Source organism: Candidatus Accumulibacter contiguus, assembly GCF_012940005.1.
GTDB classification, from domain to species: Bacteria; Pseudomonadota; Gammaproteobacteria; order Burkholderiales; family Rhodocyclaceae; genus Accumulibacter; species Accumulibacter contiguus.
On sequence record NZ_SPMX01000037.1, the window covers coordinates 12,074 to 38,659 of the forward strand.

The 26,586-nt window shown below is 60.7% G+C and carries 19 protein-coding genes and 3 pseudogenes; 5 read left to right on the forward strand and 17 right to left on the reverse strand.

Features of this window, described 5'->3' with window-relative positions; all coding sequences use genetic code 11:
- Positions 1-6: 6 nt before the first annotated feature.
- The 12 genes and pseudogenes from E4Q08_RS13495 to rsmB form a co-directional block, all read right to left on the reverse strand.
- A complete protein-coding gene (locus tag E4Q08_RS13495) occupies positions 7-771 on the reverse strand; it encodes an energy-coupling factor ABC transporter ATP-binding protein (RefSeq protein ID WP_169070752.1) in 765 nt (254 codons plus the stop codon).
- On the reverse strand, positions 768-1,577 hold the full coding sequence (cbiQ, locus tag E4Q08_RS13500) for a cobalt ECF transporter T component CbiQ (RefSeq protein WP_169070753.1): 810 nt from the start codon (positions 1,575-1,577) through the stop codon (positions 768-770). Before cbiQ ends, E4Q08_RS13495 begins: the two co-directional genes overlap by 4 nt.
- A gap of 50 nt (positions 1,578-1,627) precedes the next feature.
- The gene (locus E4Q08_RS13505) at positions 1,628-2,698 is read right to left on the reverse strand and encodes an energy-coupling factor ABC transporter permease (RefSeq protein WP_169070754.1); all 1,071 of its coding nucleotides are present in this window, start codon (positions 2,696-2,698) and stop codon (positions 1,628-1,630) included.
- A 100-nt stretch (positions 2,699-2,798) separates the two neighbouring features.
- Positions 2,799-4,106 carry a 23S rRNA (uracil(1939)-C(5))-methyltransferase RlmD gene (gene rlmD / locus E4Q08_RS13510; protein WP_169070755.1) on the reverse strand — a complete coding sequence of 436 codons (1,308 nt, stop codon included), beginning with the start codon at positions 4,104-4,106 and terminating at the stop codon, positions 2,799-2,801.
- Positions 4,107-4,180: 74 nt separating this feature from the next.
- Positions 4,181-6,184, reverse strand: a complete 2,004-nt coding sequence (locus E4Q08_RS13515) for a primosomal protein N' (protein WP_169070756.1) — start codon at positions 6,182-6,184, stop codon at positions 4,181-4,183.
- A 284-nt stretch (positions 6,185-6,468) separates the two neighbouring features.
- Positions 6,469-7,546, reverse strand: a pseudogene (gene hemE, locus E4Q08_RS26160) (uroporphyrinogen decarboxylase).
- Positions 7,547-7,605: 59 nt separating this feature from the next.
- Positions 7,606-9,060 (reverse strand): TrkH family potassium uptake protein, encoded by a 1,455-nt coding sequence (locus E4Q08_RS13525; RefSeq protein WP_169070757.1) that lies wholly within the window; start codon positions 9,058-9,060, stop codon positions 7,606-7,608.
- Between the two features lie 11 nt (positions 9,061-9,071).
- A complete protein-coding gene (gene trkA / locus E4Q08_RS13530) occupies positions 9,072-10,502 on the reverse strand; it encodes a Trk system potassium transporter TrkA (RefSeq protein WP_169070758.1) in 1,431 nt (476 codons plus the stop codon).
- Between the two features lie 37 nt (positions 10,503-10,539).
- Positions 10,540-11,802, reverse strand: a complete 1,263-nt coding sequence (locus E4Q08_RS13535) for a sigma-54-dependent transcriptional regulator (protein ID WP_169070759.1) — start codon at positions 11,800-11,802, stop codon at positions 10,540-10,542.
- 2 nt (positions 11,803-11,804) lie between these two features.
- Entirely contained in the window at positions 11,805-13,958 is a 2,154-nt protein-coding gene (locus E4Q08_RS13540; protein ID WP_169070760.1) for a sensor histidine kinase, read from the reverse strand.
- Positions 13,955-14,581 carry a DUF4390 domain-containing protein gene (locus E4Q08_RS13545; RefSeq protein ID WP_169070761.1) on the reverse strand — a complete coding sequence of 209 codons (627 nt, stop codon included), beginning with the start codon at positions 14,579-14,581 and terminating at the stop codon, positions 13,955-13,957. The genes E4Q08_RS13540 and E4Q08_RS13545 overlap by 4 nt, the downstream gene beginning before the upstream one ends.
- The gene (gene rsmB, locus E4Q08_RS13550) at positions 14,556-15,920 is read right to left on the reverse strand and encodes a 16S rRNA (cytosine(967)-C(5))-methyltransferase RsmB (RefSeq protein WP_308240134.1); all 1,365 of its coding nucleotides are present in this window, start codon (positions 15,918-15,920) and stop codon (positions 14,556-14,558) included. The genes E4Q08_RS13545 and rsmB overlap by 26 nt, the downstream gene beginning before the upstream one ends.
- 89 nt (positions 15,921-16,009) lie before the next feature.
- On the opposite strand from rsmB, the gene E4Q08_RS13555 reads away from it, so the two are divergent.
- Positions 16,010-16,912, forward strand: coding sequence for a cation diffusion facilitator family transporter (locus tag E4Q08_RS13555; RefSeq protein ID WP_034915016.1), 903 nt, complete (start codon positions 16,010-16,012; stop codon positions 16,910-16,912).
- Positions 16,902-17,837, forward strand: coding sequence for a S1/P1 nuclease (locus E4Q08_RS13560; protein WP_169070762.1), 936 nt, complete (start codon positions 16,902-16,904; stop codon positions 17,835-17,837). Before E4Q08_RS13555 ends, E4Q08_RS13560 begins: the two co-directional genes overlap by 11 nt.
- A gap of 58 nt (positions 17,838-17,895) precedes the next feature.
- On the opposite strand, the gene htpX is transcribed toward E4Q08_RS13560, so the two are convergent.
- The 3 genes from htpX to def form a co-directional block, all read right to left on the reverse strand.
- Positions 17,896-18,744 (reverse strand): zinc metalloprotease HtpX, encoded by an 849-nt coding sequence (htpX, locus tag E4Q08_RS13565; RefSeq protein WP_034915021.1) that lies wholly within the window; start codon positions 18,742-18,744, stop codon positions 17,896-17,898.
- Positions 18,745-18,813: 69 nt separating this feature from the next.
- Complete coding sequence (fmt, locus tag E4Q08_RS13570) at positions 18,814-19,740, reverse strand: methionyl-tRNA formyltransferase (RefSeq protein ID WP_034915023.1); 927 nt, start codon at positions 19,738-19,740, stop codon at positions 18,814-18,816.
- A complete protein-coding gene (def, locus tag E4Q08_RS13575) occupies positions 19,737-20,240 on the reverse strand; it encodes a peptide deformylase (protein ID WP_034915026.1) in 504 nt (167 codons plus the stop codon). Before def ends, fmt begins: the two co-directional genes overlap by 4 nt.
- A gap of 172 nt (positions 20,241-20,412) precedes the next feature.
- Here def and E4Q08_RS13580 point away from each other — a divergent pair, with 172 nt between their 5' ends.
- The 3 genes from E4Q08_RS13580 to E4Q08_RS13590 all read left to right on the forward strand — a co-directional run bounded on the left by E4Q08_RS13580 (position 20,413) and on the right by E4Q08_RS13590 (position 25,212).
- A complete protein-coding gene (locus E4Q08_RS13580; RefSeq protein WP_034915027.1) occupies positions 20,413-21,429 on the forward strand; it encodes a LysM peptidoglycan-binding domain-containing protein in 1,017 nt (338 codons plus the stop codon).
- A gap of 2 nt (positions 21,430-21,431) precedes the next feature.
- A complete protein-coding gene (dprA, locus tag E4Q08_RS13585) occupies positions 21,432-22,547 on the forward strand; it encodes a DNA-processing protein DprA (protein ID WP_034915029.1) in 1,116 nt (371 codons plus the stop codon).
- Between the two features lie 67 nt (positions 22,548-22,614).
- The gene (locus E4Q08_RS13590; RefSeq protein ID WP_169070763.1) at positions 22,615-25,212 is read left to right on the forward strand and encodes a DNA topoisomerase III; all 2,598 of its coding nucleotides are present in this window, start codon (positions 22,615-22,617) and stop codon (positions 25,210-25,212) included.
- Between the two features lie 87 nt (positions 25,213-25,299).
- Here E4Q08_RS13590 and E4Q08_RS13595 read toward each other — a convergent pair.
- Together E4Q08_RS13595 and E4Q08_RS13600 are read right to left on the reverse strand one after the other, a co-directional pair.
- Positions 25,300-26,212: pseudogene (locus tag E4Q08_RS13595) on the reverse strand (hydrogen peroxide-inducible genes activator).
- Positions 26,213-26,324: 112 nt separating this feature from the next.
- Positions 26,325-26,586 (reverse strand): annotated as a pseudogene (locus E4Q08_RS13600) (transposase); the annotation flags it as partial.

Here is a 26,586-nt window from a genome sequence, read left to right on the forward strand (position 1 = left end):
GCACCGTCAGGCGATCCGCCGAACGACCCCACAAACCGGACACCCCTGCATCGAAAACGGCTTCTCCAGCCGGCACTGCGCGAGCAGCGCGTCGTCCCGGAAAAGTTCACGCGTTTCCCCGTCCGCGGCGACTCGCCCGTCGTGGAGAACGACGGTGCGCTCGCAGAGATCCATCACCAGGTCGAGGTCGTGGCTGGCAATGATCCGGGTGTGGCGAAAGTCCTTGAGCAGCGCCATCAGTTGCCGGCGCGCAAAGGGATCGAGGCCGCTGGTCGGTTCGTCCAGGACGAGAATGTCCGGCGACATGGCCAGCACCGTGGCGATGGCGACGCGCTTTTTCTCGCCACCGGAAAGCAGGTACGGTGGCTTGTCGCGCAAGTGCCAGGCGCCGACCAGAGCGAGGGCATCGCGGCTGCGCTCTTCGGCTTCGGCCGGTGGCAAGCCGAGATTGAGCGGTCCGAAGGCGACGTCGTCCAAGACCGTCGGCATGAACAACTGGTCGTCTGGATCCTGGAAGACCATGCCGACGGTGCGTCGTATCTGCGGCAGGGTTGCTCGGGTCAGCGGGAAGTCGCCCACCCGTACCTCGCCCGAGCTGGCGACCAGGCAGCCGTTCAGGTGCAGCAGCAGCGTCGACTTGCCGGCGCCATTGGCACCGATGACGGCAACGCACTCGCCGTGCGTGATGCGGAGCGAAACCTCGCTCAGCGCGGCGGTACCATCCGGATAGACATGGCCAAGGCGCTTCAGCTCGACGAGATGGTGACTCACGGCAGCGCCCGCCCGACCAGCGCGCCAAGAAGCTGCGACGCGTCGTACACACGCAACAGACCGAAGAGGACCAGCCAGCCAGCGACAAAGGCGACTTCGCCGCTACCGAAATTCCCGACCTTCCGGCTGTGGAAATCACCGCGGTAGGCCCTGGCGAGCATCGCCATGTGGATGCGATCTGCGCGCTGCCAGGTTCGCAGCAGGAGAAATCCGATCAGCGAGGCGACGGTCGGCAGGCGCGGCGACCGGCCACACGAGCGCAGTTCCAGCGCGCGGGCGCTGCGCCTGGTGTCCTCGATCAGGACAAAGAGGTAGCGGTAGAGGAACTGCATCTGCATCGCCAGGACCTTCGGCATGCCGAGGCGCTCAAGCGCTTCACAGACCGCAGGGAATCCGGTCACGCCGATGAGAATCAGCGCTGCACTGAGGGTGAGCACGGCACGCACGACGATCGACAGGCAGGAAATCCAGCCGGCGCTGATCGGGATCGACCCCAGCTTGAAAAGCACCTGCTGGTCGAAAAGCGGGTTGAAGAGGCCAATCGCCAGAGCAAAGGGGATGGCCACGGCAACGTTCCTGGCGACATAAGCCGTCGGCAGCTTGCCGAGTGCGGCCAGAACGATCGGAAAAATGAAAAAAGGCAGCAGGGCCGCCACCGTATATCGGTCGAAAGACGCCACGACGACGATGAAGGCTAGCGTCGCCATCACCTTGGCACGTGCATCGAGACGGTGCATGGCGGTATCCGCGCGGGCAAACTGGTCGAGGCGCCGAAAGTTTGCGGCCATGCTCTCGATCGATGCCATGCTGCGCGCTCAGGGGGAAAGCAAAGCGACTGGCGCCTGGCGGTACGCCATCAAGACAAGCCGCCGGCACGCGGCATGCGGTGGACGCGTCTCTTGAGCAGGAAGCCGATCAGGAATGCCAGCAGCAGCGCCAGCAGACCGCCGACGATCCCCGAGACGCTGCTGCCGAGCCGGCTTTCCGGATTGGCATCGCCGTTGCCATCGCTGCCTCCGTTGCCCTGCCCTCCGGCATCGGTCTTCCGGAAAGCGTAATCCGGCAGGATCGCCATCCTCTCCTGAAGCGCGGCCAGTGTCGCGTGCATTCCCTGCTCGGGCCCCTTGAGCTCGGCCTCGCCGCTCACCTGGGCAATCGCCCATTCGAGTCCGTCCGGGTCTTTCGACGCAAACCAGGAAAACAATCCACCGGTCAGCACGGCCCCGGCGAGGAAAGCCAGCAGCAGCTTGCGCAGCGATTGCTGGCCAGGCGTGACCGTTGGCCGGGCTGCTGCACCGATCAATTCTGGCCGCGCACGATGGACAAACGAGACAATCGCGGCCGTCACCACGCCTTCGACGATTCCGATGGCCAGATGAATGGGCTGCATGAACAGCACGAAAGTGGCAAAAGGCAGCGACGAAATCCCCGAGCTGGCCGTCTCGACGACGACCCCGAACGCTCCCAGTTGCAGCCCGACGGTCGCTGCGACGATGGCCGCCACGCTCAGGCGCAACTGGCCTGGCCGCGCACCTGCGATTTTCCGGTAGATCAGGGGGTAGGCAATGAATGCCGGAAAATATCCCAGGTTGAAGAGGTTGCAGCCGAGAGCCAGCAGACCACCGTCGGCAAAGAACAGCGCCTGCACCACCAGTACCGAGGCAATGGTCAGGAAAGCTGCATGCGGCCCGAGCAGAATCGCCAGCAGCAGCCCGCCGCCGAGATGGCCACTCGAACCGGTGCCGGGGATGCTGAAGTTGATCATCTGGGCAGCAAAAAGGAAGGCGCCGAGAACGCCCATCAACGGCACCTTGCGCTCGTCGAGTTCGTCCGTGACCTTTTTCGAACAATAGACAATGATGCCCGCTGATACTGCCCACATCGTGCCGCCGACAGCCGGCGACAACAGTGCATCCGCCATGTGCATTACTTTCTCCCGCTCAATGATCGCGCCTACACAGGAGGATTCTGTCACAAAGCGAAGCGCTGCTGTGGCCGTGGACCTGCGCGGCGCTGCAGAGCGAAGCTCAGCTCGCTGGCGTGCGCTCGAAGAGGGCGATCGATTCGACGTGCGAAGTCTGCGGAAACATATTGACCACGCCGGCGCCGCGCAACCGGTAATGCTTCTGGGCGACGAGAATGCCCGCATCGCGTGCCAGCGTGGCGGGACTGCAGGAAATGTAGACGATTCGCCGCGGGCCGTCCGCATCGAGCGATTTGATCAGTTCGAGAGCACCTTCGCGCGGCGGGTCGATCAGCATCCTGTCAAAGCGGCCGAGCGCCGCCAGGCTGTCCGGAGTGGTCTCGAAGAGGTTGGCGAGGCGATACTCGGCGAGCCTGTCCAGGCCATTCGCCGCAGCGTTCTCGGTGGCGCGGCGAACCAGCTCGGCGCTACCCTCGACTCCCAGAACGCGCGCGCCGGAGCGGGCAATCGGCAGCGTGAAGTTGCCCAGCCCACAGAACATGTCCGCAACGCGCTCGCCCGCTTGCGGGGCCAGGAGGGCCAGCGCACGCCGCACCAGCACGCGGTTGATCGCGTGATTGACCTGGGTGAACTCGGTTGGCGAGAAAGCGTGCTCGACCGCAAAATCGGGGAGCTGGTAGGAGAGTTGCGGCCCGTCGAGCGGATAGAAGCGATAAGCCGTCGCCGGCCCCTGCGGCTGCAGGTAGAAGACCACGGCATGGCGGTCGGCGAAGTCGCGCAGCAGAGACTCGTCCGCCGGATCGAGGCCTTCGAGAATGCGCAGCACCAGCGCAGTCATCCGTTCACCAACAGCCACCTCGATCTGCGGCAGGCGATCCCGGATCGACAGCTCGCCGATCAGTTCGCGCAGCGGCAAGAGCATCGCCGACAGGCGTGGTGGTAGAATTTCGCATTGTTTCATGTCGGCGACGTAGCTGCTTTTCTTCTCGTGGAAGCCGACGAGAACGCCACCCTTCTTCAGCACCAGGCGAACGGAAAGGCGCGCTCGATAGCGGTAGCCCCATGGCTGGCCGTAAATCGGCGTGTAGAGCTGGTCTGCCTTGATGCGGCCGAGGTGCCAGAGATTGTCCTCGAGCAGGCGCTGCTTGGCCGCGACCTGCGCCTGTGGATCGAGATGCTGCATGCTGCAACCGCCGCAGACGCCAAAATGCGGGCAGCGTGGCGTCACCCGCTGCGACGACGATGCCAGCACATGCAGCGTGCGTGCCAGCTCATAGCTGGGTTTCCGGCGATAGCTGGCGTACTCGACGCACTCGCCCGGCAAGGCGCCCTCGACGAAAACCGTTTTGCCGTCAAGACGCGTCACTCCCCGCGCCTCGTGGTCCAGCGACTCAATGATTCCAGTAGGCATGCGACGCTTCCGCAGAGAAAACGAGCGATTCTATCGCGAATGTCTGCTCGGCTCACAGGCCGATAATTGGCGGGTCAGAACTCCAAGGGGTCGACTTCCAGGTGCCAGCGTAGCCGGGATGGCGCCCTGATGGCTTCGAGCTGGGTCACCCAGTGGGCGAGGAAGCGCTGCAAGGCTCGCCGTGATGGCGACTCGACCAGCAACTGTGCACGTTCGAGACTGGCGCGACGGGACAGGCGCATCGGCACCGGATCGTAAAAGATCACTTGTAGATCTTCGTCGGACACCGGCTGGGCACGAGCGCTGGCGAGGAAGCCCAGTGCGTCAGCCATCCGTGGAGATTCCGCACGCAGCATGGCCTGATGGGCATAGGGCGGGAAGCCGGCCTGCTGTCGCTCCTTGAGCTGCATGGCGGCGAAAGCCGGATAGTCATGCCGGATCAGCGCGGCGTAGAGCGGATGTTCGGGAAACTGTGTCTGCAGCAGCACTTCGCCTGGCCGGTCGGCACGGCCGGCGCGCCCGGCCACCTGCATCAACTGTGCGAACAGACGCTCCGGGGCGCGCCAGTCTGCGGCGAACAGGGCGGCATCCGGGGCGATCGCACCGACCAGCGTGAGCTTCGGGAAGTCATGGCCCTTGGCCAGCATCTGCGTGCCAACCAGGATGTCAGCCTCGCCCCCATGGATTCTCGCCAGCAGGACTTCCCATTGTTTGCGGCTGCGCGCCGAATCACGATCGACACGCAGGATGCGTGCCTGTGGGAAGCGCTCTGCAAGGACTGCCTCGATCCGTTGCGTACCGCGACCGAAGGCGCTGAGATCCTGGTTGCCACAGGTCGGGCAAAGCTTTGGGACGCGTGCCTCGAAGCCGCAATGGTGGCAGCGCAGACAGCGGTCGGCGAGATGCAGAACCAGGTTGGCGGCGCAGCGATGGCAATGTGAAGTCCAGCCGCAGGCCGCGCAGGCCAGGACCGGTGCGTAGCCGCGCCGGTTGAGGAAAACCAGACTCTGTTCGGCACGCACCAGACGTTGCTCGATGGCCAGCAGCAGGGCTCCGGAGAGTCCATCCTGCAACTTGTCGAAGCGCGTATCGATACACCGCAGCAGGGGCAGGCAGGCACCCGCGAAGGCCCGCTCCCGCAGCGAAAGAAGCCGATAGCGCCCGCTCCCGTCAACGCCCTGGGCATTGGCCCAACTCTCGAGTGAAGGAGTCGCCGAACCAAGGACAATCAGGATGCCACTATCGTGAGCGCGGAAGACGGCCAGGTCACGCGCCGAATAGCGAATGCCGTCCTGTTGTTTGAACGACGAGTCATGCTCTTCATCGACGATGATCAGGCCAAGCTCGGGCAAGGGTGTGAATACCGCCAGGCGGGTGCCGAGGACGATACGTGCCTCGCCAGTCAGTGCGGCACGCCAGTTGCGGCTACGCGCAGCCTCACCCAACTCGCTGTGCAGGCTGACCAGCCCGGCATTTGGAAAACGAGCCGTGACCCGGGCTTCGAGTTGTGGCGTCAGGTTGATTTCCGGTACCAGCAGGAGCGACTGTTGCCCCACCGCCAGGCAGCGTTCGATCAGGCGGAGATAGACTTCGGTCTTGCCGCTGCCGGTGACGCCGTGCAATAGGTAGGCGCGGGCGTTACCTGCAGCTATCGACGTCAGCACAGCTTCCTGTTCGCAGGTCAGCAGCGGCGCTGGCTGCGCCGGCACGTCCACGATGCGCTGCCGAAGCGGCCGAGGTTTCGGTGGTGCCAGCGCGCGTAGTCCGGCCGGCAGGGTAGACAGCATCACCTGCCCAAGCGGCGCGTGATAATAGGCCGCGCAAAACTTGGTCAGGCGAAACCAGGCGGCGGGCAATGGCGGCAGCTCGCGAAGAATGCTTTCGATCGGTTTGAGCTGTGCAAGCGGAATGTCCGTATCGGTAGCCAACTCAACGAGGATACCGATCTTGTGGCGTTGACCGAAGGGTACACGAACCCGACAGCCGATGTCCGCCACCGACATCCGCTCTCCCTCGGGAACCCGGTAGTCGAAGAATCGGCGAAGCGGCACGTCTAGGGCGACGCGGGCAATCTGCATGCGGAAGATCCGATCCGGGAAACGCGTTTGCGAGCTAAGGCATTCAGTTATCTCGGCTTTCCAGCCTATACACAGATCTGTGGATAACTCTGTGGATCAGCTTGCCGAAAAGTGGCGCAAAGGCCCTGTTCACAAGGGTTTCCGGAGATCGCCGGAAAAATAGGCAATTTTTAAAACCTTTTAAATCAATAGGATGGAAATATAGCCATGAGAAGCCACTGGTTTTCAGCAGACGGCGAAAGTTGTGGCCATTTCTGTGAATAAGTCAACTGGTAGAAGACGATTTATTCGATTTTTCTACGCAGGAGGCGGCTATGGGTGTGTACCGCATCAACCAGTGCCGTTACGTTTTCGGGTGGCGTAAACTGGGAAATCCCGTGGCCCAGATTAAACACATGACCGGTGTTGTGCAAACCGTAGCTGTCCAGCACCTGTCTGGCTTCGGCGGCTACCCTCTCGGGTGAGGCGAAGAGCACTCCAGGATCGAGATTGCCCTGCAAGGCAACCTGGTGACCCACGCGTCGGCGCGCTTCGCCGATGTCGATTGTCCAGTCGAGGCCGATCGCATCGCAGCCGATATCGGCGATCGATTCCAGCCACAGGCCCCCCCCCCTTGGTGAACACGATCGACGGAACCCGTGTACCTGCCCGCTCGCGGATGAGACTAGCAACGATGCGTTGCAGGTAGGATAACGAGAATTCCTGGTACGCGGCAGCCGAAAGCGAGCCGCCCCAGGAATCGAATATCATCACTGCCTGTGCTCCGGACTCGATCTGGGCGTTGAGGTAAGCGCTTACCGCATCGGCAGTGACCGACAGAATGCGATGTAGCAGATCCGGTCGGTCGTAAAGCATGCCCTTGATGCAGCGGTAATCGCTGCTCGCACCGCCTTCGACCATGTAGCATGCCAGGGTGTAAGGACTTCCGGAAAAGCCGATCAGCGGCACGGTGTTGTTCAGCGCCCGCCTGATTTCGCTGACGGCATCCATCACATAACGCAGGTGATCCCAGGGGTCTGGTGCAGTCAGGTCGCGGATCGCCCATTCCTCGCGCAGCGGACGTTCGAAGCGGGGTCCTTCCCCATCGGTGAAATACAGCCCGAGGCCCATCGCATCGGGCACCGTCAGAATGTCCGAGAAAAGGATCGCCGCATCGAGATTGTAACGCGCGAGTGGCTGCAGGGTCACCTCGCAAGCCATGGCAGGGTTCTTGCACAACTGCAGAAAGCTGCCGGCACGCCGACGCGTTTCGCAGTACTCTGGCAGATAGCGGCCCGCCTGTCGCATCAGCCAGACCGGCGTATGTTCGGTCGGTTCCTTGAGCAGGGCGCGCAGGAAAGTATCGTTGCAGGGTCGGGTCACGTTGGGCTCCGCCGCAGCGGGGAATGCGCCGCGAAAGCTCGATTATCCGCCTTTCGCCCTTACTTGCGCCAGAAAGCCGGGGTCATGACCACCAGCAGGGTAAAGATTTCGAGGCGACCGAGGAGCATGGCAAAGGTGCACACCCAGGTCTGGAAGTCTGACAGACCACCGAAATTGGTCGCCGGACCGACCTCGCCGAGACCCGGACCGGTATTGTTGATGCTTGCGACGACTGCCGAGAAGGCGGTGATGATCTCGAGTCCGGAGAAGGAAAGCGCTAGCGTCATCGACACGATGCACACCATGTACATGAAGCCGAAGGCCAATACCGCGAAGAGAATGTTGGGGGGCATCACCTCACTGCCAATCTTGATCGGATGTACGGCGTTGGGGTGCATGGCGCGTGTCAGTTCGCGGTAGACCTGTTTGTAGAGCACGATGGCGCGGATCATCTTGATGCCGCCACCCGTCGAACCCGCACTGGTCGCAAAGCTCGACAGGAACAACATCCACAAAGGAGCAAAGAAAGGCCACAGCGCATAATCGGTATTGGCATAACCGGTGGTCGTTGCGATCGAGACGACATTGAAGGCCGAAAACCTGAGCGCCTCGGAGAAGTTCGGATACACCTCATGCACATCGAGAAAGACGGCGATTGCGATGACACTGCCGATGCTTACCAGGAGAAAGGCTCCAGCTTCCGGATCGGTTACATAAGGACGCAGCGAACGACCCGAAAGAACGACATAGTGGGTTGCAAAATTGCAGCCCGCAATCAGCATGAATAGGATACTGACGGCTTCGATCGCCGGTGAATCAAAGAATCCGAAGCTCGCGTCGTGACTGGAAAAGCCGCCAAGTCCCATGGTGCTGAACATGTGCATGAGCGCGTCGAGCCAGGTCATGCCGGCCCAATGGTAGCCCAGCGTGCAGCAAATCGAGATCAGCGTATAGACCACCCACAGGCCTTTGGCCGTTTCTGCCATGCGCGGGGTCATCTTCGAATCCTTCATCGGCCCCGGTGTTTCGGCCTTGAACATCTGGCGGCCGCCGATTCCGAGCAAAGGCAGGATGGCTACCGCCAGAACGATCAAGCCCATGCCGCCGAGCCAGACCAGTTGGCAACGCCAGAAATTGATCGACACCGGCAGCGTGTCCAGTCCCTCGAAGACTGTCGCGCCGGTCGTGGTCAGTCCGGAGACCGCTTCAAAATAGGCATCCGTAAAACTCGCATTGAGCTGGATCATTAGAGGCAGTCCGGCATAGACCGGCAAGACCGTCCACACCAGTGCGACCATCAGAAACCCGTCGCGAATCGTCAGATCACGCTTCTCTTTGCGGGTTACATACCACAGTCCCAGGCCAGTACCGACGGTCAGCAGGACCGCCTCGTCGAAAGCACTCTCGGCTCCGTCATGCGTCGCCCAGGACAAGGCCCAGGGAACCAGCATGGTCAGCCCGAACATGCAGATCACCAGCGAGAGAACCCGAATGACCGGGTAATAGCGTTGCATGGCAATGCCTCTCAGAAGAAATGGAAACCGACCGCAAACAGCTTCTCCACCTGCTTGACCACCTTCTTGTCGAGGCAGAAGACGATCACGTGGTCTCCGGACTCGATCACCACATCCTTGTGGGCGATCAGTACCCGGCCCATCTGCTTCTGTTTGGCCAGGCCGAGAAAACCGATATCCTGGCTCTTGTCGAGATCGCGCACGATCGCCGCGATGAATGCGCCAGCAATTTCCGGCAACTCACCGATGCGCCGGCCAACCACTTTCGAATTCTTCTGTTCACCGTGCGCGACGATCTCGAGCGCTTCGGCAGCGCCACGGCGCAGACTATGGACCTGTGCCACATCACCGTGACGGACATAGGTCAGCAGCGTGCCGATCGATACCTGCGCTGGTGAAATCGCGATGTCGATCGGCCCACCCTGAACCAGTTCGGCGTAGGCGCGCCGGTTGATCAGTGCCACCACCCGCTTGCTGCCCATCCTTTTGGCCAGCGACCCGGCCATGATGTTGTCTTCATCATCGCTGGTCAGCGCCAGGAAGAGATCCATTTCGTCGATCGCTTCCTGTTGCAACAACTCTTCGTCAGTGGCGTCACCGTTGAGTACCAGCACCGACTTGAGGGAGGTGGCCACGAACTCGGCGCGGCGCCGGTCTAGCTCGATGACCTTGACCTGGCACTTGTTCTCGAGCGCCTGGGCGACGCGCAGCCCGATATTACCACCACCGGCAATCATCACCCGCCGGACGGGCTCCACCGAGCGTCGCAGTTCGCGCATCACGGTTCGAATGTGTTCCTCGGCGGCCAACAGGAATACCTCGTCGCCATCTTCGATGATCGTATCGCCAGTCGGAGTGATCGCCCCGTCACGGCGATAGATCGCAGCGATCCTTCCCTCGATTCCCGGTGGCAGATGATTGGGCATTTCCTTGATCGGGCTACCAACTAGCAGGCCGCCGGAGTAGGCACGCACGGCGACGAGCGCCAGACGGCCGCTGCCAAAACTCAGGACCTGCAGTGCTTCCGGGAAATCGACCAGGCGCGCAATGTACTCGGTGATCACATGTTCCGGACACAAGGCGTAATCGACGGCAAAATTTTCCGGGGACAGGAGCTTTTCGCTGTCCAGGAAATCGCGTGCCCGCAGACGAGCGATCCGCGCCGGGACGTTGAAAATGCTGTGTGCCACTTTGCAGGCGACGAGATTGGTCTGATCGCTCTGGGTCACGGCAATCAGCAGGTCGGCGTCGTCCAGACCGGCATTGGCTAGTACCGACGGATGCGCTGCGTTGCCGACGACCGTTTGCAGGTCAAGGCGATCCTGCAAATGCGCCAGCCTCTCATGGTCGCTATCGACCACCGTGATATCGTTGTTTTCAGAGACGAGGCTTTCGGCGACGCTGGCACCCACCTGGCCAGCGCCGAGTATGACGATACGCATGGTTGTTGATCTCCCTGACAGCCTTGACGGTTAGACTCTACTCGCGCTCGTCGCCGCGTCGGCCAACATTGAGTCCGAGCTGCTTCAACTTGCGGTAAAGGTGAGTGCGCTCCAAGCCTGTCTTCTCCGCCAAACGCGTCATGCTACCGCGTTCGCCGGTCAGGTGGTATTCGAAATACATCCTTTCGAAGGCTTCCCGGGCCTCGCGCAATGGTTGATCGAAAAACATTGCCGGTAGTGGGAAAGGAGCACCAATCTGCCTGACCTCGATCTGCAGAATGCGGGCGACGTCATCGGCACTGATTTCTTCGTCGAGTGCCGAGAGCGCGAGATTCTTGACGGTGGTCAGCAGTTCTGCCCACTCCCCGTGCCAACGGTGCAAACGGAGTGCGTTCTGGGCGCCGCTGGAAAAATGCCGCAACGGAACCTCGCCGCGCTCGGCCAGATGGGCCAGCAGCAAGGAGGCAATCTCGGGAACATCGTCGGCATGGCCGGAGATCTGCGGCAGCGCCACCCAGACTTCACCCAGGCGGTTGACCAACACCGGATCCCAGCCGGCATCGACGAGGTTTGTCAGCGGGCGGGTCGAAGCGGCGACCAACTGCAGATTGTGTCTTTCGAGTCGTTCAAGCGCGAAGACCAGATTCATCTGTTGCAGCTTTCCGAGCTGCGCGAGGTCGGAGATGAAGACGATGCCGCCGCTGGCATTCTGCAGCATTTCCTGCGTCAGCGGCGCACTCGAAGTCGACAGATCCAGCCACGGCGCCCGGTGTGTCTGCAAGGTACGCGCGCAAATTTCGGCGATGCTGCCGGATGCGCTCTTGAGGAGCAGCACCGAGGTTTTCGCCGCGGCCTGCTCAAGGCGCCTCTTGAGGTCCTTGAGCAATGGGGAGTGGGCAAAAGCATCAAGCGTCAAGGGCTTCTTGAGCAGTACCGTTTCGTGCTTGAGCGCCTTCTTGACCGTGAGCAACAGTTTTTGCAGAGCGATCGGCTTCTCGAGGAAATCGGTGGCGCCGATGCGTGTCGCTTCGACGGCCGAGTCGATCGTACCGTGACCGGACATCATGACCACCGGCATCGTCAGGAGACCGCTCGCGGACCATTCCTTGAGCAGTGAAATTCCGTCGGTATCGGGCATCCAGATGTCCAGCAGAACCAGGTCAGGCCGCCGGTCTGTGCGCAGCTTGCGCGCCGCTGCAGCGTTCTCGGCCAGCCACACCGAGTGACCTTCGTCGGCCAGAATCTCGGAGAGCAATTCGCGAATTCCCATTTCGTCATCAACGATCAGTATTTGCGCCATGGTCAGGCCTCGGAAGGAAGTTGGCTTGCGCGTCGCCTGGGTGTCGGTAGAGCAGCCAGCGGCAACAGGATGCTGACCTCGGCGCCGATCGGCTGACGATTGTTGATTCGGATGCGGCCGTGATGTTCATCGACGATCTTCTTGACGATCGCCAGGCCCAGGCCGGTACCGCGGGCCTTGGTGGTGACATAGGGTTCAAAGACCCGCGCGATGATTTCGGGTGGAAAACCAGGCCCCTGATCGCTGACCAGCAGTTCAACCATACTGTCGGTACGGCGCGTGCCAATCACGATGGATGGTGAATCCACCGCCTCCTGCGCCTCTTCAGCGTTGCGCAGCAGGTTGTGGATGATCTGTCGCAACTGGGTGGTGTCGCCCCATACCGGAGGTAACCTGGCCGCGAGATTTGGCTCGATCGTGGCCCGCGAGGTCTCGTAGAGGCCAAGCACCTCGACGACCAGCGCGTTGAGGTCGACGACGGCCAGCTCGGGCGCAGGCATGCGCGCGTAGTCGCTGAAGTCATTGACCATCCTTTTCATCGCCTGTACCTGCATGATGATGGTCTGGGTCGAGCGAGCGAGCATCTCGGCATCGGTACCGCTGAGACGATCGGCAAGCTTCATCTGCAGGCGTTCGGCGGATAACTGGATCGGTGTCAGAGGGTTCTTGATCTCGTGCGCCAGCCGCCGTGCCACTTCGCCCCATGCGGCACTGCGCTGGGCGGCGACGAGTCGCGTCACGTCGTCAAATACAACGACGTAGCCACCGTGTGATTCATCCGGAAGCTGCGACCCGCGCAGGAGCAGGATCTGTGGCGGGCCGTCAGGATGATCAAGTTCGATCTGCTCCTGCCATTCCGTACCTTGGATCTCGGCAAAGGCGTCGATGATGGCCTGACCGAGAACCTGCTGGCGTGGCCAGACTGTGGCAGACTCTCCGAGAAGGCTGGTGAAGTCGTCGGCAAGGATGGTCAGTGCGCCCTCGTTCACCGTCCGCAGCACGAAGCGTCGGTCGAAAACGAGGACACCGGCAGACAGGTTGGCCAGAATCGATTCCAGATAAGCTCGTGCCGCTTCCAGCTCGGCGCGGTGACGCTCGTTGTCGCGTCGTGCCTCGTCCAGCTGGCTGGTCATCTGTTTGAACGAGCGCGTCAGGATGCCCAGTTCATCACGGCTATAGATCGCCTGGCGAGGAGTGTAGTCGCCAGCCGCCACGGCCTGGGTACCTTCTGCAAGGATCGACAGGGGTGCCGACAAACGACGGGCCAGCACGAAAGCCAGCGCGATGGCGGTGAACAGGGCCAGCAGTACGGTCAGCGTGAGAGTCATCGCGTAGATGCGGGTAAGCCCTTCGCGACCCAAAGAGAGTTCCTGATAGTCAGCATACACGGTCTGGACGCTGTCGGCGTTCAGCGCGAGCGCTCCCGGTACCGGCTCGGTGAGTTGCAGGATGCGCGTCTCGACCCCGAGGCCCGGTGGTGCGACGGCCACCAGGACGCGCAAGCTGAGGTCCTTGTCGCCGTTGCTTTCAATGACCGCGTACCTGCGCTCGCTGCGCGCGCGGCGCAACTGTTCGGGTGCTGGCTGTGCTGGCAGTCGGTTGGCCAGTTCGTCGGTGGCCGTCGCCAGCAGTTCGCCAGTGGTCGAAAACAAGGCAACGGATTGCACGCCATGCTGCTCGCGCAAGCGATTGAGTTCGAGTCGCCGCTGCACTTCCGAACGTTCGCCGAGTTCCAGCGCCATGGCCTGCCCCTTGACCGCAAGATCCTCGAGCAAGGAGTCTAGCGCACTGCGACCGAGGTTCAATCCCGCTTCGAGGGCTTTTTCCACGCGGACGTCGAACCAGGTCTCGATGCTCTTGGTGACAAACTGTACCGATACCGCGTAGATCAACAGCCCGGGAAGGACGGCCATGAGGCCAAACATCAGCATCAGGCGAAACTTGAGGCGAGAGCCGAATACCTGCGCCCGATGCTCTCGCCAAAGTGCGTGCAATTGCCATGCGATCAGCGCCAAGAGCGACAGGGCGACGATTGCGTTCAGCCCGAGCAGCCACGGATAGTGACTGGCAAAAAGCGCCGTATTGGCGCTTGCCGAAGCCAGCAGAAACAACAGAATGCCGCCAAACGACGCGGCGGCGACGATCAGTGCTTTCATTTGGCGTCAGTGGAAGGAACCAGCAAGGTCGGGGTGCCTGTCACGGTTGACGGAGCCGTTTCGACAGGCGTGAAGTTCCAGCGCGCCCAATCGGAGGAGAGGTTCCAGTCCCGGTTGGCCAGGGCGTTGACCTGAAAGGTCTTGGGCATTTGCGACAGGTCGAGACGCATGCGCACCGCAGCGAGATAAGTCTGATCGGCCTTGACCGAGCCCTTGTCGAGTACCTGCCAGTTGCGCAAACGCGACAAAATCCGCTGCGCATCGTCGAGCGTGCTGAAACTCTGGTGCAAGGCACCACTGGACAAACGATACTGACGTGTCAGCGCGTGGTAGGAAAGCTGATAGGTTTGACTGCGGCTGATCACCTGTTCGTCCAGCCAATACCAGCGAGAACGGCTCAGTTCGAAATCGACGACAAAGTACAGGGTGATGCCCTTGGCTATTGCTTCGTCGAGTCGGGCATTGAGATTGATGTTGAAGTCTGCAGCCAGCGTATAGCCGTCGTCGCCTGCGGAAAGGTTCGGGTTGCGGACGCTGATTTCGGCGGCCCGCGTGCCAGAGGAAACCAATAGCAGCAGTAGTCCCAGGAACAGGGAGCTAGAGAGCTTTCCGTAACAAGGCATAAAAGAATCCGTCATGTTCTTCCTGGGGCAGGAGTCTTTTTTCGGCCAGCCGCATGGCGGTTGGTTGGCGATAAAGGAAGGCGTCGATCTGCGCTTTATTCTCTTCAGGGAAAACCGAACAGGTCGCGTAGAGCAGCTTTCCGCCCGGTTTTAGCAGTGGCCAAAGCTTGTCAAGAATTTCGGTCTGGATGTGAGCGAAGCGTCTGATATCGCTCTCCCGGCGCAGGTACTTGATATCCGGGTGCCGACGCACCACTCCCGATGCCGAGCAGGGTACATCGGCAAGAATGGCGTCGAAAAACCGGCCATCCCACCACTGCTCGGTGGATCGGCAATCGGCCACCTGCACCGTTGCCTGCAGGCCAAGGCGCCGCAGGTTGTCCTCGATGAGGCGCGTGCGACTGCCGTCGATGTCGAGCGCCAGCAAGTCAATGTCTGCCACTTCGAGCAGATGCCCGGTTTTTCCGCCTGGCGCCGCACACGCGTCGAGCAGGCGCTGACCAGCGAGTGGTTCAAGGATCTGCACCGCACCCTGGGCGCCGACATCCTGGATCGAAACCAGTCCGTCGGCGAAGCCCGGCAAGGCATCGACCGGGACAGGCTTGTCGAGGATCAGTGCATCGCCTCCCAGCGGCCGGGCCGACAAACCTGCCTCTTGCAGGCGAGTCGAATAATCGCTCAGGGTGGCACGCCGACGATTGACGCGCAGGGTCATCGGTGGCTGGCTATTGCCGACCGTGACGATATTCTGCCAATGATCCGGATAGGAACGCCGCAAGCGTGCCAGCCACCAGCCGGGGTGCTGTTGTGCAGCTTCGTCCTCTTCGAGCATGGCCGCATGCAGGGCCTCACGTTGACGCAGATAATTGCGCAACACGCCATTCACCAGGCCCTTGAAAGCGCCGCCCGCCAGTTCGCCGGCCGCAGCCACGGCCTGATCGACCACCATGTATCCGGATTCGGGCCGAGTCTGCAAACGGTAAAGCGCTCCCAGCAGAAGTGCCTGCGCTTGCGGATGCGGCAGTGATCTTGCCAGCAGGCGCCGCAGAATGAACTCGCCACATCCGTACCAGCGCAAGCTGCCGTAAGCCACGTCCTGGGCCGCCGCACGGGCTGCTGGTGCCGTTTCGCCGAGGATGGTCAGCGCTTGCGTCAGGCTCTGTCCGGTGTGCACCAGAGCAATCACCCGCGCCGCCAGTGAAAGGCTCAGGGCCAGCGAATCCGGTGCGAGCGTGGATAGCGTCCGTCCGGCGAAGCGCGACGATGTGCCCTGGTCTGGAAGTGTCGGTTTGCGCACGCGCTGCGCGCGTGCCGTGGGCGAAGTAGATGAAGAAGGCAAGGCCGGGATTCATGGCGATTGAGGATCCATTGAGTGTAGCACGATGCCTGAGGATGGCGAGATGGTCGCTGGCAGACGATAATGCACATATGAAGAATGCGCACTCACTCAAATCTTATGCGTGGCTGTCAATCGCTGCCGCTCTCGCCACACTTGCGCTGAAGGGAGTGGCTTGGCTGCTTACCGGTTCCGTCGGGCTGCTCTCGGATGCCCTCGAATCGGTCGTGAATCTGGCCGGAGCGGCGATGGCGCTGGCAATGCTTACGGTCGCGGAACGGCCGGCAGATGAAGGACATGCTTTTGGCCACGGCAAAGCCGAGTACTTCTCGAGTGGATTCGAAGGACTGCTGATCCTGATTGCTGCAGCGGCAATCGCCATTGCCGCGATTGAGCGCCTTCTGCATCCGCAGGAACTCGAGCAGATCGGGGTTGGGCTGATGGTATCGGTGCTGGCCTCTCTAATCAATCTTGTCGTCGGCCGCATTCTGCTGCTTGCCGGCCGGCGACAGCGATCAATCACCCTCGAGGCCGATGCGCACCACCTGCTGACCGATGTCTGGACATCCGCAGGAGTGATCCTTGGCGTTGCCGGAGTGGCAGCCACGGGATGGTTATGGCTCGACCCCGCACTGGCGCTGCTGGTCGCCAGCAATATCGTGTGGACTGCCTGGCGCCTGCTGCAACGTACGACCACGGGGCTGATGGATGGCAGTCTTCCGCCGGAGCAGCACGCACTCGTACTCAACATCCTGGAGCGCTATCGTTCGCTGGGTATCGACTACCATGCCTTGCGGACCCGCGAGTCGGGTGCACGCCGCTTCGTCTCGCTGCATGTCCTCGTGCCGGGTGTGTGGACCATCGACCATGGTCATCAACTGCTTGAAGATATCGAACGCGAGATACGTCAAGCGCTGCCGCATACGTCGGTATTTACCCATCTCGAACCACTGGATGATCCAGCCTCACAGGACGATATCGGCCTTGACCGCTAGACAAACGATGTCTGCGAGATTCTTCCGGCGGCTGTTGCTGCTGAGCTTGCTGTTGCTTCTGGCTGCTCCGACCTTGGCCTGGAATGCTGCCGGGCATCGGCTCAGTGCCCTGATTGCCTGGGAACGCCTGGAAGCGCCGACAAGAGATGCGGTGGCGGCACTGCTGCGGCAACACCCGGACTACGAGCGCTGGCAGTTGCGCGCCAATGGTGCTGATCCCGACTTGACAGCCTTTCTCGAGGCCTCGACCTGGCCTGACGACATACGCCACGACAAGCGCTTCTATACCGCCGACAGAGAGGAGCCAACATCGACCCAGCCAGGTTTCCCCGATATGGAACGGCGATTGAGCTGGCATTACGTCGATCGTCCCTTGGGTCCATCCGAAAATCTTCTGCCGTCGCCAGGCCTGATCGATCGCCAACTGGTGGCATTGGCCCAGACGGTCGGCGACCGGAAGGCGAAGCTCAGTGCGCGAGCCTACGCACTACCCTGGTTGATTCACCTGGTTGGTGATGCCCATCAGCCGCTGCATGCTGCCAGCCGCTATGGCCCGGACGGACAAAGCGATCATGGCGGAAACAAGGTGACGATCAGCAATCCCTTGCATTTGCCTTCCTCGTCGACGAATCTGCACCGGTATTGGGACGACCTGCCGGGGCCACCCTGGCTGAACGGCCAAGGATTGCAGAGTGCCGCCATTGCATTGGTTGGCCACTTCGCGCCCGCTGCGGTAACGGCAACGTCAGAGCAATGGATTGATGAAAGCTGGCGGATTGCCAGCGAATACGCCTATCCACCGGTAATCGATGGCGTGCCAACGATTACCGCCGAATTTCACGAAAGTTCGCTGGCCATCGCAAAGCGCCGGGTCACCGAGGCCGGCTATCGTCTTGCCGAACTGCTGCGGCAGTTGTTGCGATAGTGCGCATGCATGACGACGCCAGCCAATGTTTCACGTGAAACACGGCTGTCCTTGGACCTTAGCTGCGGGCCATGGCCCGCAGCCGTGCCACTCTTTCTTCGGTCGGCGGATGGGTGCTGAACAGACCAGCAATCGCACCGCCCGACAAGGGATTCATGATCATCATTTGAGCAGTTTCCGGGTGTGCCTCGGCCGCTGCCATCGGGATGCCGCGAGCGTAGGCGTCGATCTTGGCCAGGGCATCGGCGAGTGCCCTCGGATCACCACTGATTTCTGCGCCACCGCGATCGGCCTCAAACTCGCGCGCCCGGGAAATGGCCATCTGAATCAGCGAGGCAGCCAGTGGTGCGAGCAAGGCGACAAGAATGCCGGCCAGGGGATTGCTTGGACGCCCTTCCGAATCACGACCGCCAAAAAATACCGCGAAATTGGCCAGGGCAGAAATGGCACCAGCCATGGTCGCTGAAATCGTCGAGATCAGAATGTCGCGGTGCCGAACATGCGCCAACTCATGCGCCATGACCCCACGGATCTCGCGTGCCGACAATAACTGGAGAATTCCCGTCGTTGCCGCGACCGCCGCGTTATCCGGGTTGCGACCGGTAGCAAAGGCGTTCGGCTGCGCCTCATCGATCAGGTAGACTTTCGGCATCGGCAGTGCTGCGCGCTGCGCAAGTTCCCTGACCATACCGTAGAACTGCGGCGCCGAGCTTTCGTCGACCGCGCGCGCGTTGTACATCTTGAGCACCATCTGATCCGAGAACCAGTAGGCGAAGAAGTTCATCGCGCCGCCAAAGAGCAGCGCCAGCAGCATCCCTGTCTTGCCACCCATGAGCGCTCCGACAGAGCCGAACAGTGCCACAATCGCGGCCATCAGGATAGTCGTTTTCAGCCAGTTGCCGAGCATCGCAGAGTCCTCCTTCCAGACAAGCTTGGTTCTCGTGTGAGCAGCTAGATGGGGAGTCGATGCCGCATTTCAAGCCGTGCTCACCGCGCACCGGGAACCCTCCACAACCGGAGTGCCGGCCAGGAACTGTGCAGCGGAGAGCCGCCTGCCACCAGCCTTCTGCAATTCGGCGAGAAGCAGCGCCCCGTCAGCACAGGCCACGACGATGCCACTTCGCTGTGCAGCGAGAATCACCCCTGGCAGTCCGACGCCGGCAACCACTTCGGCACGCCAGACCTTGAGCACACTGCCGTCGATTACACAGGTTGCGCCTGGAAAGGGGTTGAAGGCCCGCACCTGCCGTTCCAGTTGGGCTGCCGGTAGACGCCAGTCCAGAGCGGCTTCCGTCTTGCTGATCTTGGCGGCGTAGGTGATCCCTGTCTCCGGTTGTGGACGCGCCAGCAGTGGCAAGCGCGCCAACACCTCGACGATCAGCCTGGCGCCCTGCTCTGCCAGACGGTCATGCAGCGAAGATGCCGTATCGTCCTTGTTGATCGGCTGCCTTGCCGACAGCAGCAGCGGGCCGCTATCGAGCCCGGCGTCCATCTGCATGATGCACACACCGGTTTCCCGGTCACCAGCAAGCAGCGCACGCTGCACCGGTGCGGCACCGCGCCAGCGTGGCAGCAACGAGGCATGAATATTGATGCAACCGAAGGGGGGCATATCGAGTAATGCCTGCGGGAGAATCAGGCCATAAGCTGCGACGATGATCACTTCGGCAGTTACTGCGCGTATCCGCTCCTGCGCGATCGGGTCCCGCAGGGTCGGAGGCTGAAAGACCTCGATTCCCATCGCCTCTGCCAGTTGCTTGACTGGCGAAGCACGCAGTGCGAGACCACGCCCGGAAGCGCGATCCGGTTGGGTCAGCACCATCGCTACCTGATGTCCCGCTGCGATGATCGCCCGCAAGGCAAGTGCAGCGAACTCTGGCGTTCCGGCGAAGACGAGTTTCACGCGGTGATTCTCGCCTGCTTGGCGAGCTTGTTCTTGATGCGCACCTGTTTCAGTTGCGACAGATGCTCGACAAAGACTCGTCCCCGTAGATGATCGATCTCGTGCTGCAGGCATATGGACAGCAACCCCACTGCATCGACAGTCTGTTCGTGTCCTTGCAGATCGAGATAGCGAACGACGACATGTTCAGCCCTCTCGACCTTGTCGTAAATTCCGGGCACCGACAGGCACCCTTCCTCACAGATCTGCAAGCCATCCTGCAGAATGATTTCCGGATTGACCAGGGTCAGCAACTGATCCCGGGTTTCTGAAGCATCAATGATAATGACGCGCTGGTGCACATCCACCTGTGTGGCAGCAAGGCCTATGCCTGGCGCCTCGTACATGGTCTCGGCCATGTCACGTGCCAAACGGCGAATACTGTCGTCCACCTGCTCAACGCGTGCAGCAAGTTTCTTCAGGCGTGGGTCGGGAAAACGAAGGATTGGTAGTAGAGACATAAAATGCTTGATCGAAGAAGTAACTACGTGCAAAATCCGGCGCAGTGTCTTGACAATGCCGACGTCGTTGGCGCGACGCCAGCGATGATTACGGCAGCAGACCGGGTAAACAACGGCGTGAGACAGAAATCTCGACCGGGAGTTCCCCAACCGCTCCTACGAGGATAACACGATGATCCGCATTATGTCCGCGTTCATTCTGGCCATGCTCAGTGCGCTCTGTTGCGCCGCCGGGCAGGAAATCCAGTTGGCTGATGGTGCCCCAAGCCGCCATATCGTCGTGCCAGGTGACACCTTGTGGGACCTTGCCGGAAAATTCCTGAAAGATCCCTGGAGATGGCCGGAAGTCTGGCGGATGAACGATGAAGAGATCAAGAACCCGCACCGCATCTTCCCTGGCGATGTAATCGTTCTCGAACGCGATGCACAGGGCTCGCCACGCTTGAGTTTGCGGAGCACCCGCCTGGTACCGCAGATTTATTCGACGATGATCAGGGAAGGAATCCCGGCGATCCCACCGAACGTCATCAGGCCATTTCTTTCTGACCCGCTGATTGTCGAAGTCGCCAGCCTCGACCGGGCTGCGCGCATTATCGCGACGCAGCAGGATCGGGTCTACATCGGCAATGGTGATCTTGCCTATGTTGCCGACGCCGATCCGTCCAGGCTGGACTGGCAGATCTATCGCAACGGCAAGCCGCTACAGGATCCCGTCAGTAAGGAGATCCTCGGTTACGAGGCTTTCTATCTCGGCACCGCAAGGCAGATCGAACCCGGCAAGTACGCGACCTTTGAAGTGGTGACAATGAAGCAGGAGATCGGTCGCGGCGATCGCCTGCTGCCGACGATACGTCCTCCGCTGGTTGCTTACGTGCCACACAAACCCGACTTTCAGGTCAATGGTCGAGTGATCTCCGTGTATGGCGGCGTCGACACAGCAGGCCGCGGCTCCATTGTCACGATCAACCGTGGCGTCAGGGACGGCATCGAGATTGGGCATGTTCTGGCACTGGAGCGCAATCGTACGGTGGTCGAGCGCGATGAGAACGATACCAAGGTGATGATACCGATTCCCCCGGAACGGATTGGCTTGCTGTTCGTCTTCAGGACATTCGAACGTCTATCGTACGGCCTGGTGGTGCAATCGCAAAGTACCGTAGACGTCAACGACTTCGCCCGTACTCCCTAGGAATGAATGCGGCCGAGTCGTTGGCATACTGGCTACGACTGACGCTGATTCCTGGTATTGGCGGTGAGACCCAGCGCAAGCTGTTAACCGCATTCGGGCCTCCGGAAGCCGTCTTCAGTGCCGATCGCAGCGCCTTGCGACATGTCGTTGGTGAAAAAGCGGCAAACCTCTTGATCAACACGGATAATCAGGCCGGCGTCGAGGAAGCGCTTTGCTGGTCAGAGAAGCCCGGTCATCACCTGCTGTGCCTGGCCGACCCGGAATATCCCCAAGCTCTTCTGCAAATCCCCGACCCACCGACACTGGTCTACGTTCGCGGCCGTCTCGATCTGCTCAACACGGCGGCCTTGGCCATGATCGGTAGCCGCAACCCTACACCACAAGGGATCACGAACGCCGAGCGCTTTGCCGCCGCTCTTGCCGAGGCTCGCCTGACCATCACCAGCGGTCTTGCCTTGGGGATAGACGCTGCTGCTCATCGTGGCGCGCTGAAGGCTTCGGGCAATACCGTGGCATTCATCGGCACCGGAATTGATCGGCTCTACCCGGCCGCCAACCGGGATCTGGCATGTGAGATCGCGGCGAAAGGGACGATCATTTCGGAGTTTCGGCTGGGGACTCCCCCCCTCGCGACCAACTTCCCTCGCCGCAATCGCCTGATCGCGGGCTTTTCGCGCGGCGCCCTGGTGGTCGAGGCAACGATCGAAAGTGGCTCCCTGATCACCGCTCACCGAGCCGCCGAGCAGGGTCGTGAGGTCTTTGCCATTCCCGGATCGATTCACTCCCCGCAATCGCGCGGCTGCCATCAATTGATCAAACAGGGCGCAAAACTCGTCGAAACCGTTCAGGACGTACTCGACGAACTGCAGTGGGTGAGTGCTCCAGCCCAGCTCATGACTCCGCCAGCGAACCATGACAAAGCCGACGGGCTGTTGCTGAACATGGGTTTCGATCCCTGTGCTCTGGACGATCTCGTAGAGCGCAGCGGCTTGACGGCTGAAGTCGTTTCGGTGATGCTGCTGCACTTGGAAATGAATGGCGAGGTCGGCAGTTTGCCTGGCGGTCGCTATCAACGCATTTCCCAAAACCGAGAGCCCCCCCTGACAGATTATTCCTGACCAGCGGACTGTACGGACAGTCCGCTGATTACTCCTTTCGCCACTCTCCCCGGCTGATGAAAACCACATGAGCAAGAAACTGATCATCACTGAGAAGCCGTCTGTCGCCGCCGACCTTGCGCGCGCCCTTGGCGGATTCGTTCGGCACGAAGACTACTTCGAGAATGACGACTACGTACTCTCCTCGGCAATTGGCCACCTGCTGGAACTGGCCTGTCCCGAAGAGTATGAGGTAAAGCGTGGCAAGTGGTCATTCGTCCATCTGCCGGTAATTCCACCGCACTTTACGCTGCAGCCGATTGCCAAGACCGAGTCGCGCCTCAAGTTGCTGGTCCGTCTGATCAAGCGCAAGGATGTGGTCAGTCTGGTAAACGCCTGCGACGCTGGCCGCGAAGGGGAGTTGATCTTCAACTACATCACCCAGCACGCGGCCAATGGCAAGCCGGTAGAGCGCTTGTGGCTGCAGTCGATGACTCCGCAAGCCATCAAGGAAGGCTTCACGCGCCTGCGCAGTGGCGCCGAGATGCGCGGCCTGGGGGACGCGGCGGTGTGTCGCTCGGAATCCGACTGGCTGGTCGGCATCAATGGCACGCGTGCGATGACCGCATTCAATTCCAAGACGGGCGGTTTCCACCTGACTACCGTCGGTCGCGTTCAGACGCCGACACTCGCGCTGATCGTCGAACGTGAGGATCGCATACGCAAGTTCAAGCCTCGTCCCTACTGGGAGCTTGAGGGGATCTTCCTCTGTGGCGCCGGAGAATACCGTGGCAAGTGGTTCGACGAGAAATTCAAGGGAAAGGATGAGGACGAGCATGCGCGCGCCGATCGCCTGTGGGATGAGGCCCGAGGGATGCTGCTGCAGCAGAAATGCGCGGGCAGAATGGGTGAAGTCCGAGAGGAGTCGAAGTCTTCGACACAACTCTCCCCTCTGCTCTTTGATCTGACCAGCCTGCAACGCGAGGCCAATGGGCGCTTCGGTTTTTCTGCCAAGGCGACGCTTGGCCTGGCACAGGCGCTCTACGAAAAACACAAGGTCCTCACCTATCCTCGTACCGATTCGCGCGCACTCCCTGAAGACTATCTTCCGACGGTCAACAGCACGCTCGCGATGCTTACCGGCGAGGGTGTCGGCAAAGGCCACGACGAAGCAGCGCTGGCTCGCTACGCGCCTTTTGCCCGGCAGATCCTGGCCAGCAACTGGGTCGTGCCGAACAAACGCATTTTCAACAATGCCAAGATCTCCGATCACTTTGCGATCATTCCAACGCTGCAGGCACCCAAGCACCTGTCCGAACCCGAGTCGAAGCTGTACGACATGGTGGTCAAGCGCTTTCTTGCCGTGTTCTATCCTGCTGCAGAATCTTTGATCACCACCCGGATTACGCGTGTCGAAAGCGAACCCTTCAAGACCGAGGGCAAGGTCCTGGTCAACCCGGGTTGGCTGGCGGTCTATGGCCGCGATGCGCAGGGGGCAGATGAGGGCAACCTGGTTGCCGTTGCGCCGAATGAGCAGGTCAAGACAGAAGAACTGGTGCTCAGCGCACACCAGACCAAACCACCGGCCCGCTACTCCGAAGCCAGCCTGTTGACGGCCATGGAAGGTGCCGGCAAGGCCATGGACGACGAGGAGTTGCGGGCGGCAATGGCGGGACGAGGTCTCGGTACCCCGGCTACGCGCGCACAGATCATTGAAAATCTGCTCACCGAGCAATATCTGTTCCGCGAGGGCCGCGAACTGCTGCCGACGGCCAAGGCCTTTTCGCTGATGACTCTCTTGAACGGACTTGGAATCCGCGAGTTGACCGCACCCGAACTTACCGGAGAATGGGAATGGAAGCTGGCGCGCATGGAAAGAGGCGAGATGTCGCGCAGCGAATTCATGAAAGAGATCGCGGCGATGACGCAGCACATCGTCGACCGAGCCAAGAGTTACGACAGCGACAGCATTCCTGGTGACTTCGGTGAACTTTCGACGCCTTGCCCGAAATGCGGTGGATTGATCAAGGAGACCTACAAGAAATTCCAGTGTCAGGCCTGCGAATTTGCGCTATGGAAAATTGTCGCCGGCAGGCAGTTTGAATCATCGGAAATCGAAAAGTTGCTCACCGAGCGCAGAGTCGGCCCCTTGAGCGGCTTCAGGAACAAGATGGGCCGTACTTTCAACGCCATCGTCCAGTTGAACGCTGAAAACGCTCCGGAGTTTGACTTCGGGCAAAGCACAGCCGGTGATGACGGCACCGTCGACGAGGTGGATTTTTCGCAAAGCGAATCTCTGGGTGCCTGCCCGAAATGCGCGGCACGCGTATTTGCTCATGGCATGGCGTATGTCTGTGAAAAATCTGTCGGCCCCGGCAGGAGCTGTGACTTTCGCTCGGGGACGATCATTCTGCAACAAACGGTTGAACCCGAACAAATGCAGAAACTGCTCGAAACCGGGCGTACCGATCTGCTCAGGAATTTCATCTCGGCCCGCACACGGCGCAAGTTTTCGGCTTACCTGGTGCGCGGCGCCGATGGAAAAGTCGGCTTCGAGTTCGAGAAGCGCGAGCCTAAGACCGCCGCAAAAACATCCAGAAGCGCACCCGCGAAATCAAACACGACGACACTGCCCGATGCCGCTGCGGTTCCGACACGGCGCAGGAAGGCGGACCCGGCCACGTGAAACAGGCTGCCGGGAGGCAGCCTGTTTCACGTGGAACATATCGAACGATCACTCCTGACATTTGCCCAATCAGACTGGCCTGCGAGATCACTCCGCCACAACCCCTGGCGGTGGTGCATCCAGGATCGCCGCCCGCAAGACATCGATTGCCTGTGGCCTGGGGAAAGTTGCCCGCCAGGCGATGACCACTCGCCGCACTGGAGCAGGCTCGCAGAAATAGCGAAACAAGAGTAGTGGGTCTTCCTGTGGCCACGATGCCGCGGCCGATGCGGGGACGACCGATATACCCGCGCCACTTGCAACCATGTAGCGAACCGTTTCAAGAGAACTTCCTTCGATCGCACCCACGGTTCCGCCAGGCACTGAAAGCTGCGGGCAGGCCTGCACGACCTGATCCCGAAAACAGTTGCCCATCCCCAGGAGCAGCAGATTTTCCACGGCGATCTGCTCGGGATCGATCAAGGATTCCTTCGCCAAGGGATGGCCACTCGGCATCACGACACAAAAGGGCTCCTCGTAGACGACTCTCGAGACGATCCCCGGCTCGACGAAAGGCAAGGCTACGACAATCACGTCAAGATCACCCCGACGCAACTGCGACGCCAGGTTTACGGTGAAGTTCTCATGCAGGTACAGCGGCATCCGGGGGGGCGCGGGAATGCAGGGCAGGAATCAGGCGCGGCAGCAGGTAGGGTGCAATGGTATAGATGACGCCAAGGCGCAATGGCCCATGCAAGGGATCCTTTCCTTGCTCGACGATCTCCCTGAGTCTTCCAGCCTCCTCAAGCACCCGTTCGGCCTGCATCGCGATCTGTTCGCCAATCGTCGTCAGACGTACATCAGCGGATGATCGCTCGAACAGAGTCACGCCGTAGCGCTGTTCGACCTTCTTCAGCGCCACCGAAAGCGTTGGCTGGCTGACGTGGCATTTCTCGGCCGCGTGCCCGAAATGCCTCTCACGTGCAAGCGCCACGATATAGCGCAGTTCAGTCAGCGTCATTGCGATGGATCCCGGTTAGAGCACTCACGGTTACTATGAAAGTCGCGAGCGACTCTCGAATCTCCCCTCCCCCCCTTGCGGGGGAGCAACTGTGTTCCCAGTCAAGCTTTTTTTAGGCGCATTTTGCATGCTCTGGATTCCACGGAATACCCGATTTGACTATGGCGTTCATGATCGTCAGCATCTTGTGCATGCAAGCGACCAGCGCGACTTTTTTTGAGTTTTCCGTTAGCAAGCAAACGTTCATAAAAGGTCTTGATGACGGGGTTGTAACGTATGGCACTTAAGGCCGCCATGTATAAAGCGGTACGGACCGTCGCTCGACCACCCCAGGTGATGCGCTTACCCTTGTGGCGACCACTGTCCGCGTTTAA